The organism is Anaerostipes sp. (assembly GCF_018381315.1).
Classification (GTDB): Bacteria; Bacillota; Clostridia; order Lachnospirales; family Lachnospiraceae; genus Anaerostipes.
In genome coordinates this window covers 55,528-69,237 of sequence record NZ_JAGZSD010000020.1, presented here as the reverse complement: position 1 = coordinate 69,237, position 13,710 = coordinate 55,528, and the positions used below count along the sequence as shown (strand labels likewise).

At 43.7% G+C, this 13,710-nt stretch carries 12 protein-coding genes; 11 read left to right on the top strand and 1 reads right to left on the bottom strand.

Annotated features, from left to right (window positions below):
* The first annotated feature begins 15 nt into the window (after positions 1–15).
* The 11 genes from KH180_RS13775 (at position 16) to KH180_RS13725 (ending at position 12,316) form a co-directional block, all read left to right on the top strand.
* Entirely contained in the window at positions 16–333 is a 318-nt protein-coding gene (locus KH180_RS13775; RefSeq protein ID WP_290761288.1) for a PTS lactose/cellobiose transporter subunit IIA, read from the top strand.
* Between the two features lie 3 nt (positions 334–336).
* A complete protein-coding gene (locus tag KH180_RS13770) occupies positions 337–1,752 on the top strand; it encodes a glycoside hydrolase family 1 protein (RefSeq protein WP_290761286.1) in 1,416 nt (471 codons plus the stop codon).
* Positions 1,739–3,037 carry a PTS sugar transporter subunit IIC gene (locus KH180_RS13765; protein WP_290761283.1) on the top strand — a complete coding sequence of 433 codons (1,299 nt, stop codon included), beginning with the start codon at positions 1,739–1,741 and terminating at the stop codon, positions 3,035–3,037. Before KH180_RS13770 ends, KH180_RS13765 begins: the two co-directional genes overlap by 14 nt.
* Positions 3,038–3,039: 2 nt before the next feature.
* Complete coding sequence (locus KH180_RS13760) at positions 3,040–3,336, top strand: PTS sugar transporter subunit IIB (RefSeq protein ID WP_290761281.1); 297 nt, start codon at positions 3,040–3,042, stop codon at positions 3,334–3,336.
* 278 nt (positions 3,337–3,614) lie between these two features.
* The gene (asrA, locus tag KH180_RS13755) at positions 3,615–4,649 is read left to right on the top strand and encodes an anaerobic sulfite reductase subunit AsrA (RefSeq protein ID WP_290761279.1); all 1,035 of its coding nucleotides are present in this window, start codon (positions 3,615–3,617) and stop codon (positions 4,647–4,649) included.
* A gap of 12 nt (positions 4,650–4,661) precedes the next feature.
* Entirely contained in the window at positions 4,662–5,453 is a 792-nt protein-coding gene (gene asrB / locus KH180_RS13750; protein WP_290761277.1) for an anaerobic sulfite reductase subunit AsrB, read from the top strand.
* A gap of 17 nt (positions 5,454–5,470) precedes the next feature.
* Positions 5,471–6,538 carry a sulfite reductase subunit C gene (gene asrC, locus KH180_RS13745; RefSeq protein WP_290761275.1) on the top strand — a complete coding sequence of 356 codons (1,068 nt, stop codon included), beginning with the start codon at positions 5,471–5,473 and terminating at the stop codon, positions 6,536–6,538.
* 74 nt (positions 6,539–6,612) lie between these two features.
* A complete protein-coding gene (locus tag KH180_RS13740) occupies positions 6,613–7,479 on the top strand; it encodes a MurR/RpiR family transcriptional regulator (protein ID WP_290761273.1) in 867 nt (288 codons plus the stop codon).
* Positions 7,480–7,710: 231 nt separating this feature from the next.
* On the top strand, positions 7,711–9,099 hold the full coding sequence (locus tag KH180_RS13735; RefSeq protein WP_290761271.1) for a 6-phospho-beta-glucosidase: 1,389 nt from the start codon (positions 7,711–7,713) through the stop codon (positions 9,097–9,099).
* Positions 9,100–9,112: 13 nt separating this feature from the next.
* Positions 9,113–10,156: an aldose epimerase family protein gene (locus KH180_RS13730; protein ID WP_290761269.1), complete on the top strand. Its 1,044-nt coding sequence runs from the start codon at positions 9,113–9,115 to the stop codon at positions 10,154–10,156.
* A gap of 15 nt (positions 10,157–10,171) precedes the next feature.
* Complete coding sequence (locus KH180_RS13725) at positions 10,172–12,316, top strand: PTS transporter subunit IIABC (RefSeq protein ID WP_290761267.1); 2,145 nt, start codon at positions 10,172–10,174, stop codon at positions 12,314–12,316.
* Positions 12,317–12,847: 531 nt separating this feature from the next.
* Here the strand turns inward: KH180_RS13725 and KH180_RS13720 are convergent.
* Positions 12,848–13,651 (bottom strand): Cof-type HAD-IIB family hydrolase, encoded by an 804-nt coding sequence (locus KH180_RS13720; protein WP_290761265.1) that lies wholly within the window; start codon positions 13,649–13,651, stop codon positions 12,848–12,850.
* Positions 13,652–13,710: the final 59 nt, after the last annotated feature.

Below are 13,710 nucleotides of genomic sequence, written 5' to 3'. Positions count from 1 at the left end.
CAAGGAGGAAATTAAATGAATAAGAAAGCAGCACAAAATGTGTCGTTTCAAATTATCAGCTATGCAGGAGATGCATTTTCCTATTTTTTTAAAGCAGTACAGGAAGCCAGGGAAGGCAGATATGAAAAAGCAGATAAACAATTGGCCATGGGAGAAGAGCAACTGACATTGGCCCATGAGGCGCAGACAGAATTACTGGCTGAGGAAGCACAGGGTAATGATATAGAATACAGTATTCTGTTAGTTCATGCTCAAGACCACTTAATGACGACTATCATGTATGAGAGAGTGGCAAAAGAGTTCATCAGTCTGTACAAAGAAAGGAATTCATGATTCATGGGGCAGGAAAAAAAGTTTTTATGGGGGAGTGCCACGGCAGCCTATCAGTGTGAAGGGGCCTGGAATGAGGGCGGAAAAGGAAAATCCAACTGGGATGTGTTCTGCCACAGTGAGAAAAATAATGTGAATTGTGTAACAGGAGACATAGCAAGTGACCATTATCATCGTTACGAAGAAGATATTAAAATGCTTGCGGAGGGAGGTCAGAATGCATACCGGTTTTCTATTGCATGGACAAGGATTCTGCCGGATGGAACAGGAGAAAGATGCAGAGAGGGGATTGATTTTTACAATCGGCTCATTGACACCTGTATAAAATATCAGATGGAACCGCTGGTGACATTGTATCATTATGATCTGCCGCAGCCACTGTATGAAGCAGGAGGCTGGGAAAACCGGAAAACAGTGGATGCCTATGAAGCCTATACAAGGGTTTGCTTTGAGGAATTCGGAAGCCGGATAAATTATTGGGCGACTGTAAATGAACCTAATTATGAGACGCTGTGTTGTTATGGATTCGGGAATTACCCTCCTAACAAAAAGGATATGGAAACAAGATGGAAGGCAATGTATCATATTATGCTGGCCAGTGCCAAAGCAATAAAAATATACCGTGAAATGAATGGTTCAGGAATGATCGGACTGGTCAGTGACAGTTATCCCATTGAGACATTGAAGGATGACATGGATTATAAGAAGGCTGCCCAATTGGCAGATATTTTCTTTAATACATCAGTCAATGACATTTGTATCAAGGGAAGTTATCCGGAAGATTACATAAGAAAGCTGAGATCACAGGGATATGACCTGTCTTACATGATGGAATCCGACAAAGAAATTTTCCGGGCAGGAACCGTAGATTATCTGGGCGTTAATGCATACTGCAGATTTCTCGTGAAGCCACCGTCAGGAAAAGAAACTACACTGACTGCAAATAACACAGGAACTTCAGGTCCTAAGGAAGAATTAGAAGTCAAAGATTGGTTTGCACTGGACGAAGATAAGAATACAAAGAAAAATCCTTGGGGAAGCGAAGTGTATCCAAAATCTATTTATGACCTTTTGATGCAATTTAAAGAGTTGTATCCCGAAACACCAGTGATCATTACTGAAAATGGGATTGGATATTATGACGAAGTCCGGGAAGGGAGAGTTCATGATGACTATCGGATCAAATATCTAAAAGGGTATGTGGAATGGACAAAAAAAGCCATGGAAGATGGATGTGATGTCAGGGGATATTTTGTATGGTCCTCTATGGATGTATACAGTTGGATCAATGGATATGAAAAAAGGTATGGACTTGTATATGTTGATTTTGATCATGGAAATATGAGAATTCCAAAAGATAGTTATTACTGGTATCAAAAGTGGATCGAAGAACAGGGAGGGACATTTAATGGAGAAGTTTAACGCGCTTATTGAGAAAAAGATTGCGCCGGTGGCCAATAAGCTGTCTAGGCAAAAATATCTTCAGGCGCTGCAGAATACATTTTTGGCATTGATTCCGTTTATGACCATCGGAAGTTTTTGTCTGGTCATCATCTCACCGCCTATGGACTATACAGCCATGAGTGCGGGTATCTTGAAGTCATTTTTTCAAGGATGGACAGTTATTGCAAAATATCTTGGATCATCTCTGGGATTCATTTATCTGATCACAATGACGGTTATGTCATTATATGTTGCTGTAATTCTGGGATACCAACTGGCAAAGCATTATAAAATGAACCCGGTTATGCCAATGCTCATAACCACCATGTCTTTTTTGATTGCAGCTACAATGAATCCGGACAGACAGATTATCGTGACTTATTTGGATGGAAGCGGTCTGTTTACGGCAATTTTAGTATCTATCTGTTCGTTTGAACTATACCGGTTTTTAGTTAAGAAGAAGGTTGGTTACATTAACCTGACAGGAGGAGGGGTTCCACCAGCACTGGCGGATTCTATCGGAAATCTTGTACCGGTACTTATTGTTCTGATTACTGTAGCAGCGGTAAGCAATGCTGTCTTGGCAGCCACAGGGGCAGGATTCCCGGCTTTGATGACAACACTCATGACGCCGTTTGTAAAAATGGTGGATAATATCTGGGGTATTGTAATTCTGGCAATAATTGTAATGACTTTTTGGTGGTTTGGAATTCACGATACAGTGATAACAGGTCCTTTAACTCCGTTTTTGCTGAACAACTATACGTCAAATGTGACTGCTTTTGCTGCGGGAACTGCCGCAGTGTCCCTTCCGTATATTGTAACGGAACCGTTTTGGTGGACATTCATGGCCATCGGCGGAAGCGGAGCAACACTGGGACTTGCATTTCTCGCAGCCACGAGCAAGTCAAAACAGATCAAAACCATTGGAAGACTGTGCCTGATTCCGTCCCTGTTTAACATTAATGAACCGTTGATTTTTGGATTGCCGCTGATGTACAATCCTACTATGATGATTCCATTTGTACTTGTGATGCCGTTAAATGCAGTCATAACTTATTTGGCAATGGATTTTGGCCTGGTGGCCAGGACCTTTGCCGATGCAAGCTGGAATATGATCTCCCCCATCGGGGCACTGATCAACACTATGGATATAAAGGCCGTGCTGTTAGTGTTCATATTGATCTTGCTGGATTTAGTGATTTATTTTCCGTTTTTTAAGGTGTATGAGAAACAAAAATTAAAAGAAGAAGTGGAGGTGTAAGTTTGAATATTTTACTTGTATGCAATGCTGGGATGAGTACAGGCATTATGAGGTTGAAACTGGAAGAAGAAGCAAAAAAAAGAGGGGTTGACGCTAAGGTAAATGCAATTCCCATGGTGGAGCTTGAAGATCATAAAGAAGGTACAGACGCAATCCTACTGGGACCGCAAATACGATTTGCACTGGATGATATCCAAAAAAGCGCAGAGGGAATTCCTGCTATGGTGATCGCACCTCAGGATTTCGGAAGCATGAATGCAGCAAAAGTTTTTGATGAAGTATTGGAAATGCTGAGTTAAAACAAAAGAGAATCTCCCAAGTTATGGTCTTAAATACTATAACTTGGGGGTTTTTATTTTACAGGAAACTTCTACAAAATTTCCTGTAGAATACAAAAGCTCTCCGAAGTGATGAAGTAAGCTTGTCTGTTTTGTTCCGTGTGGTTCATCATTAAAATAACTTATGGAACAATAAAAAACTCTAATTTTAATTAATTGTTCGGCGGCAGTATAATAATAGTGAAAGCTTTGAAACATCTGGTGTCATGCCGGAAATATGAAAGATGGAGGACAAGAAGATGGAATATTCACTGAACATTGCCCAAACGGACAAAGTCCTTGGTGCACTTCGGGAAAAGTATCGGGTGTATGCCCCGAAGCGTTTTCCGAAGGAAGGACGCTATTCTGATACAGATATTATACGGTACGCCCAGGTTGAATCGTTTAAGGATATCGTATGGGAAGAAAAATCAGACTATCCGGCGAAAGAGGTTATTACGCCGATCCAGCAGACTTTATTTTATTACACAGAAGATGAGTACAGAACAAGCAAAGATCCGGTGAAACCCGTATTGATACTGGCCCGGCCGTGTGATATTAATGCCAGACATATACAGGATGAAATTTATGCAGGGAACGGCGGATATACAGATTATTATTATGAGCGGATGAGCAGTCTGGTTAAATATGCACTGATGGAGTGCCAGGGCGGAGATGATACCTGCTTTTGTGTGTCCATGGGAAGCAATAGAACGGATGATTATTCCATAGCGCTCCGGTTCCGCCCGGACGGCATGGAAGTACAGGTGAAAGAGCCGGAGTTTGAAGCTTATTTTGAAGGGATGCCTGAAGGAAGCTATACTCCTTCTGTTGTAGAAGAAAACCAGATCAAAGTGACACTTCCCGACCTGTCAGATCAGCAGGTTCGACTTGCCCTGAAAAAACATCCTGTGTGGAGGGAGTTTGACAAGCGCTGTATTTCCTGCGGGAGCTGCACTCTTGCCTGCTCCACCTGTACTTGTTTTTCTTCCAGGGATCTGACCTACGGTGATAATCCGGAAGCCGGAGAGCGCAGAAGGGTATCATCTTCCTGCCAGATCGAAGGGTTTGACCAGATGGCAGGACAGAAAGAATTCCGCAATACCGCCGGAGACCGGATGAGATATAAGTTCTTACATAAATTCCATGACTATAAAGCCAGATTTGGAAAACGCCATATGTGTGTAGGCTGCGGGCGCTGTTCCCACCGCTGTCCGGAGCTGATCTCCATCACGGCCACCATACAGAAAGTCAACAAAGCTGTCGAAGAGATCAAAGCCGGAATGGCTCAGTAAAGGAGGAATTCTATGTTAAATCCAATTCAGCCGCAGGCATGCAGGATTTTAGATGTTAAGAGGGAGAGTGCACATGAGTGGACATTCAGGGTCGAATCCGATGCCTGTCCGGATCATGGCCAGTTCATGCAGCTTTCTATACCAAAGATTGGGGAGGCGCCGATCTCAGTTTCCGCTCAAGGAGACGGATGGCTGGAATTTACGATCCGTTCTGTGGGAAGGGTGACCAACTGTATTTTCAATAAAGAGCCCGGCGATATTCTGTTCCTGAGGGGGCCGTATGGAAACGGATGGCCTGTGGATCAGCTTAAAGGAAAACATCTTGTGGTGATTACCGGAGGGACGGGGCTGGCACCGGTCCGTTCACTTTTGCATATGTGTGCGGATACACCGGATTTTGTGAAAGATGTCAGTTTGATCTCCGGTTTTAAGGATGAGGACGGAATTGTTTTTCATAAAGAACTGGAGCAGTGGAAAGAGAAATTCCGCACAATCTATACACTGGATACCGGAGGGAAAGAAGGCTGGAGGACGGGTATGGTTACAGAATTCATAAAGGAGCTCCCATGGGAGAACTTTGGAGAAGACTATGCGGCCATTGTGGTGGGTCCGCCTCCTATGATGAAATTTACCGGATTAGAGCTTTTGAACTGCGGGGCTGATCCGGAGAAGATCTGGATGAGTTTTGAGAGAAAAATGTCATGTGCCATTGGAAAATGCGGCCACTGCCGTATCGATGAGGTGTATGTCTGCCTGGACGGACCGGTGTTCCCTTATACGGCTGCCAGGAATCTGGTGGATTGAGAAAGGAGCGTGGAACAATGAATCATGATATTAATATCGCAAAAGTACGTCTGAATTGTTTCCGGCAGTCAAAAGAGCCCGGAATGTTTATGCTGCAGATGAGGGTTCCCGGTGGAACCGTTGATGCAAAGTATCTGTCTTATGTGGAACACATTTCTAAAACCTGGGGCGATGGAAATTTCCATTTTGGTACACGCCAGACATTTGATATACCCGGAATCAAATATGAATATATTCCGGAAGTCAACGCATATCTGGAACAATATATTAAAGATGTAGACGGGACGCTCTGTAAGGCGGACATGGATACCATAGCCCATGAGCCTGAACCTTGGGATCCCAAGGCAGGCTATCCTACGATCGGAGCGAGGAATATTACAGCATGTATCGGAAACTATCACTGCATCTGCGGAAATACCAATACCTTTGAGCTGGCCAGGAAAATTGAACCAATCATTTTCCCAAGCCATTACCACATCAAGATCAATATCTCCGGATGCCCCAACGACTGCAACAAAGCCCATATGTGCGATTTCGGAATCATCGGAACAGCCCGGATGACCTATCATCCGGAGCGGTGCATCGGATGTGGTGCCTGTGTGAAGGCTTGTGAACAGCGGGCTACCAGAGTTCTGAGTCTGAACCAAGAGACACAGAAGATCGAAAAAGATGCCTGCTGCTGTGTTGGCTGCGGAGAATGTGTGAGAGCCTGTCCGGCCAGTGCATGGACCAGACAGGAGACAAAGTTTTACCGGGTGATCCTGGGAGGAAGGACCGGCCGCCAGACACCAAGGGCAGGAAAGATGTTTTTAAACTGGGCAACAGAAGAGGTGATCCTTGGTGTTCTGGGAAACTGGCAGAAGTTTTCTGCCTGGGTTATGGATTATAAGCCGGAATACCTGCACGGGGGCCATCTGATCGACCGGGCAGGCTATAAAAAATTTAAGGAGATCATGCTGGAAGGAGTTGAGCTTAATCCGGAATGTCTGGTGGCAGAAGATATTTTCTGGAGTGAGACAGAATACCGTTCAAACTTCAATGTAAAGCCGGTTTCCATGCATCACACAGCGGGACCGCAGGAATAACGGCAAGGTTGCTCTAAACGGCCGGTGCATATATAATAATATTAGCTGATGAAAATATTATTAAGGAGTTTTTCATGACCATACAAAATATGATAAACTTGTGTCCTGATCTGACCCCGGCGGAAGCTGATATCGCTTCCTATGTGCTGAGTCACAAAGAATTGGTGACCGGACTGTCTATACAGAAGCTGGAGGAAGAGATTCATGTGTCCAAGTCTGCAGTGCACCGCTTTTGCAAAAAGATCGGCCTAAAGGGATTTAATGATCTGAAGGTGGCTCTCGCAAGAGACCTGGCGGAACAGGCCAGTGAAAACAGAATGATTGATGTGAATTATCCCTTTGGATCCGGAGATACTCAGAGAGAAATCGCTCAAAAGATGCAGAAGCTTTATGAAGAGGCGGTACATGACACCTATCACTATATAGATCCGTCGGAAATGCAGAGAGTGACCCGCCTTCTATATCAGGCCAAAACAGTAGACATTTATACTCATGCCCACAATTTGAATGTAGCGGAAAATTTCCAGGATAAAATGCTGACCATAGGGAGGGCAGTAAATTGCCCTAAGACTTTTTACAAACAGAGGCTGCAGGTACTTGCATCCGGCAGGGATCATGCGGCATTGGTTCTGTCTTATTCAGGAAAGGCGACATTCATTGAACCTGTGGTGAAAATGCTGCACGAAAAAAAGGTTCCTGTAATTTTGATCGGCAGGGCGGACAGCAACTGGTATCCGCAGTATATTTCACATACATTGTTTATCAGCGACAAGGAAAATCTCAGAGACCGGATCTCACAATTTTCTTCACACATAGCTATGCAGTATATGCTGGATGTGATCTATGGGTGTATTTACAATATGGACCGGGAAAAAAATATTACCTACCTGCGGGATGCCATAAATTTTATGGACGACCGGGAAATGGAAGGAGAAATATAGGAAAGGCAGTTCTGCCTGTGCATTACCTGAAATCAGGGATGCACAGGCATTTTTTTGTGATTTAAACTGCAAAAGTTTCAAAAAGTTTCAAAAAGTTTCAAAAACCTGATGGAAGACAGAGAGATTTATGAAAAAAGTATCAGGTTCCCGGCAGTTTATTGAAACAGAAGGACTGAAAAAGTAAGATGGCTTTGACAGTAAGAAAACATAACAGACAGGAGGAATATTTTTATGAGGAAACCGTTAAAAATCGTTACTATCGGCGGCGGCAGCAGTTATACACCGGAGCTGATGGAGGGATTCATCAGGCGCTATGAAGAGCTTCCGATTAAGGAAATCTGGCTGGTAGATATTGAAGACGGAAGGGAAAAAGTCGAAATTGTCGGAAGCCTTACACAGCGAATGTGGGATGCATCTCCATATGACGTCAAAGTCCATGTAAGCCTTAACCGGAGGGAAGCCTTAAAAGGGGCCGATTTTGTCACCACACAGTTTCGTGTGGGTCTGCTGGATGCAAGGATTAAAGATGAGAGGATTCCGTTGCTGCACGGTATGCTTGGACAGGAGACAAACGGTGCCGGAGGGATGTTTAAGGCATTTCGAACGATACCTGTAATAAGGGAAATTGTTGAGGATATGAAAGAACTCTGTCCTGATGCCTGGCTCATTAATTTTACCAATCCAAGCGGCATAATCACAGAAGCAGTGATCAAACACTTTGGATGGAAAAAGTGCATCGGGCTCTGCAATGTACCTACAATATCTATGATGGCAGAACCCAAAATACTGGGAAAGAAGCCGGAGGAGTTAAATTATCAGTTTGCAGGGCTGAATCATTTTCATTGGCACAAAGTGTCCGACAGCCAGGGAAATGATCTGACCCCTGAGCTGATCGAACATATTAATGAGGAAAATGGGGGGACGCCGAAAAATATTTATCAGGCAGAATTTCCTCTTAAGCTTCTAAAGACTATGAATCTTCTGCCGTGCGGGTATCACAGATATTATTATATGCAGCAGGAAATGCTGGATCACAGTGTGGAAGAATTTAAGAGGTGCGGTACCCGCTCGGAAATGATGAAACAGACGGAGGCAGAGCTGTTTGAAATTTATAAAGACACGGATCTTCACCAAAAGCCGGAGCAGCTGGAAAAAAGGGGCGGCGCCTATTACAGTGATGCGGCATGTGAATGCATCAGTGCCATTTATAATGACAAAAGAATTCAAATGGTAGTAAGTACAGAAAACAAAGGCGCGATTTCCTGTCTGGAGCAAGATTCCATCGCAGAAGTCACATCAGTAATTTCTGCAAGAGGTGCACAGCCCATAGTGTGGGGCGATATGGCGCCGGCACAGAAGGGATGGATTCAGCTGATGAAGGCTATGGAAGAGTGTACCATAAATGCAGCTCTCTCCGGTGATTACGGGCAGGCCATGGAGGCCTTTACGATAAATCCGCTGGTTCAGAACGGAGACGAAGCAAGAAAAGTTTTGGATGAGCTTTTGGTGGCTCATGAAAAATACCTGCCTCAGTTTGAGGAAGTCATCTGCAGTCTGAAAGAACAGGGCGTAACGCTTACGGATCCGGTTGTGTCAGATCTGATGACAAACGGACACTAAAGCGGGGGCCGGGATGAGTATAAAAAAAGAGTGGTACGGAAGGACAACGAATGAAAAGGATGCCTGGCTGTTTACCATTGAAAATACAAAAGGAATGAAGGTGCAGGTGAGCAACTTCGGGGCAGTTCTTACGTCTCTGTGGGTAAAAAACAAAAACGGAGAATTAAAGGATGTGGTTCTTGGGTATGAAAAGCTGGAAGGCTATTTTGACAATCATCCGATGTTTGGAGCTGTCGTGGGGAGAAATATCAACCGGATCTCCAACGGAAGGTTTGAAATTGACGGAGTAACTTATGAGTTAGAGAAAAACAGGGGCAGACATAATATCCATAGTGATAAAGAAAATGGGTTTCATAAGGTTTTATGGGATTATGAACCGGCTGCCGATAACGGAGTGAAATTTACTTACATTAGTCCAGAAGGTGAACAGGGATTTCCGGGGACACTTATATTTTCAGTAACCTATATACTTACAGAAGCCTGCGGGCTGGTGATATCTTACCGTGGTGTAAGTGATAAAAAGACTTTGATCAATGTGAGCAATCATACATATTTCAATCTGGGAGGCCATGAAAGCGGAAATATTTACAATACTAAAATCCGCATTTTTGCGGATGAGTATACCCCGGTGGATGCAGAGAGGATTCCCACAGGGGAAATTGCTTCCGTACAGGGAACTCCGTTTGATTTTATAGAAGCTCAAAGGATTGGAAATAAATTAAATGAACAAAGTCCGGAGCTTCAAAGCTCCGGAGGGTTTGACCACAATTTTGTTATCCAAAACCAAAACATTGGAATCAGGAAAGCGGCAGAGGCATCGTGTGAAGAGGAAGGCATCCGGATGGAGATTTATTCTGATCTGCCGGGCCTTCAGTTTTATACGTCCAATGTGCTGGAACAGATAAAGGGAAAGGACGGTGCTGTATATGGAAAGCACAGTGGTTTTTGTATGGAGCCGCAGTATTATCCGAACAGCATTAATACAGAGGGTTTTTATACACCGCTGTTCAAAAAAAATGAAGAGTATAAAACAACAACAATATATCAATTTATTTAATTTTGGAGGGATCATATGAAAAACAAGAGAGAAGGGATGTTTGACGTCATCCAAAAAATCGGAAGATCATTTTTTCTTCCGGTATCCATCCTGCCGATTGCAGGAGTACTCCTTGGATTGGGAGCTTCTTTTACTAATGAAAAAACGATTGCCGCATATCATTTGGATGGAATTCTTGGCGGCGGTACTATTTTGAACGGACTTCTTACGATCATGTCACAGGTGGGAAATACAATTTTCGGAAATCTGCCGCTGATCTTTGCACTGGCTGTTGCACTGGGAATGGCAAAAAATGAAAAGGCCGTTGCCGTACTGTCAGCCGGAATTTCATTTTTCGTTATGAATACAACCATTAACGCATGCCTGAAGCTAACGGGGCAGATACTTGCGGACGGAAGCTACGCAAAAGGTGTCCTTGACGGGGCAATCACCAATGTCTGTGGTATTGATTCCCTGCAGATGGGAGTCTTTGCGGGAATTCTTGTGGGTCTTGTGACCGCAGCACTGCACAACCGCTTTTATAAACAGGAGCTTCCGGCGGCCTTATCCTTTTTTGCAGGAGTCCGGTTTGTACCGATCATCTGTGTACTTGTCCATATCGGCGTTGGCGCGGCGGCATTTGCAGTGTGGCCTGTGATCCAAAAAGGAATTTTTGCTCTCGGAGACCTTGTGCTTCAGTCCGGATATTTTGGGACTTTTATATTCGGTTTCCTGGAACGGGCGCTGATACCTTTTGGTCTTCACCATGTATTTTATATTCCGTTCTGGCAGACCGGACTTGGCGGCACTGCCGTGATCGACGGAATCACCGTAGCAGGCGCTCAGAATATTTTCTTTGCAGAGCTGGCTTCCCCGAATGTAACCAAGTTCAGCGTGGAAGCATGCCGGTTTATGTCAGGAAAATATTCCTTTATGATGGCAGGTCTTCCTGCAGCCGCTTATGCTATGTACCGTTGTGCAAAACCTGAAAACAGAAAAGTGGTAGGCGGACTTTTAGCATCTGCTGCACTGACTTCTTTTTTGACAGGTATTACAGAACCGATTGAATTTACCTTTTTATTTATTGCCCCGGGATTATTTATTCTGCACTGCGGGCTGGCAGGCTTGTCTTTCCTGCTGATGCACCTGCTGAAAATATGCATCGGAACTACTTTTTCCTGCGGACTGATTGATTTTACACTGTATGGCCTGCTTCAGGGACAGGGAAAGACCAACTGGCTTATGATCCTTCCGGTGTTTGCACTCTATGCAGTTCTTTATTACTTCCTGTTTAAGTTTGTGATTGAAAAGTGGAACTTAAAAACGCCGGGCAGGGAAGAAAATGCATCGGATATTAAACTCTACACAAAAGAAGATTTTCAGAAGAAAAAAAAGAAGGGGGATGTAGTCGAGGATCCTGTGTCTGCTGCAATCTTAAAAGGTCTGGGCGGACTTGAAAACGTAGTAGATGTGGAATGTTGTGCAACAAGACTCAGACTTACGTTGAATGATTCAGGCAAAATGGATGAAAACCTTCTGAAACAGACGGGATCCAAAGGTATGATCGTAAAAGGAAACGGGGCACAGGTAATTTACGGGCCGCAGGTTTCTGTCATTAAGAGCAATCTGGAAGAGTACATACAGTATCTTATGGAAAACGGAATCAGTCCAGATGATGCAGAAACAAAAATACCAGAGAAGTATGAGACAGCAGAAATGGTCAGCGGACCGGGGAAACTGCTGGCTCCGGCTGACGGAATGATCCTTCCTATGAGTCAGGCAAAGGACGAGGCGTTTTCATCCTGTGCTATGGGAAATGGAGTTGTCATTGAAACGGAGAACGGCGTTGTAACTGCTCCGGCCGATGGGGACATCACTCTTGTGATGGAACCGTCTCTTCATGCGGTAGGATTAAAGACAAAGGAAGGGCTGAATGTGCTGCTGCATATCGGGATTGATACGGTGAAGCTGGATGGAAAAGGCTTTCAAAGCTTTGTAAAGCAGGGACAGAAAGTGTCTGCAGGAGAAAGATTAATAGAATTTGATCAAAAACTGATCGAGAGAGAGGGCCTGTGTCCGGATGTGCTGATGATCGTCATGGAGGAAGGAAAACTTCCGGACATCCAGTATCATACTGGAATCAAAGCAAAAGCAGGCAGGACGGTGGCCGGGGAGTATTAAATCATATCTGTATATAGAATGGCAGAGGACTGCTGCGCCGGCTGAGTAGATTTAGCTGGGCGGCAGTCTTATTTTATTTCATGGGAAAGTGCGTCCCATGAAATAAAAAATAGTATATAGGATGCTGAATAAGACGATCCTCTTGTAACAAAACCGAACATATTATATCATTGAAGGATAATATAATTACTTTCTGGATTAAGAAAACAGAAGAACAAGCAACTATACTAGAAAAGGCATGGTGATGACATGAATCAGAGTGTAAAATTTAAAAGAATAAATCTTATATCAAATATCATTTGCTGTCTATTGTTATCAGCAGCTGTCGCCTTATATATTTATCATATTTACTATGGAGGCAGGATTTTTTGGCTTCCAGGGCTTATCTTTTTAGCATCAGCTGCTTTTAACTGGCGACGCACTAATCAATGGTTACAAAAAGAGTACAAAAGTAAATATGAAAAGAATATAAAATAATATGCTTTCTCATCTGGTTATGTGGCCTTGAGAGTAAACAAGATATTATTATTTTTATAATAGATGTTCCAGGCTATGTGCAATTCCATCTTCGTTATTCGTCAGAGTAATCTCATCAGCTGTTTCTTTCAGCGCATCACAGGCATTTCCCATGGCAACACCATAACCAGCAAATTTAATCATCTCCAAGTCATTTTCTGCATCTCCGAAAGCGATAACTTCTTCCGGAGAGATGCCGAGGATCTCACATGTCCGGCGCAGCCCTTCCGCTTTGTTGATACCCTTTGGCATAGCTTCTATGTAAAAAGGTGCAGTCCTTACAAAGACCAGGCTGTCTTTAAATGGTTTCTCAATTTCGGACAGGACAGACCAAAGCTGTTCCGGTTCCACAGACATTAGAATCTTTACCAGATCAAACTCAAGGAACTCAGACAAAGAAGGGACTTCGGTACATTCCATCTGATTGTTCCAACACTCATGCTGAACCATGTAACCGTTTTTATCGGTCACATAAAATCGTTCCCCGTCATCAATGATGGGGGTTACCGGATAGTTTTCCAGATGGTTCAGGACTGTTTTTGCCAGACTGCATGGGAAAGTCTGCTGGTGAAGGATTTTTTTATCATAGGCAGTCACAATTTTTCCTCCATTATAGGCAATCAGCATCCCATGGTATTTTTCTAAATCCAGAGTCCGCATGTCTTTGTACAGGCCCGGAACCGGGCGGGCAGAGCAGAGGGCTATGGTAAGTCCCTGCCGCTGGGCCAAAAGAAGGGCATCCCTTGTCTTTGGGGTAATTGTTTTTTCATCGGTATTTAAAGTACCATCTAAATCTAAGGCAATCAACTTATATTTCATTTTATCAGAATCCTTCCATAATCTGTATTTTCTTTCTGCTGTGTTTTATTATAATATAG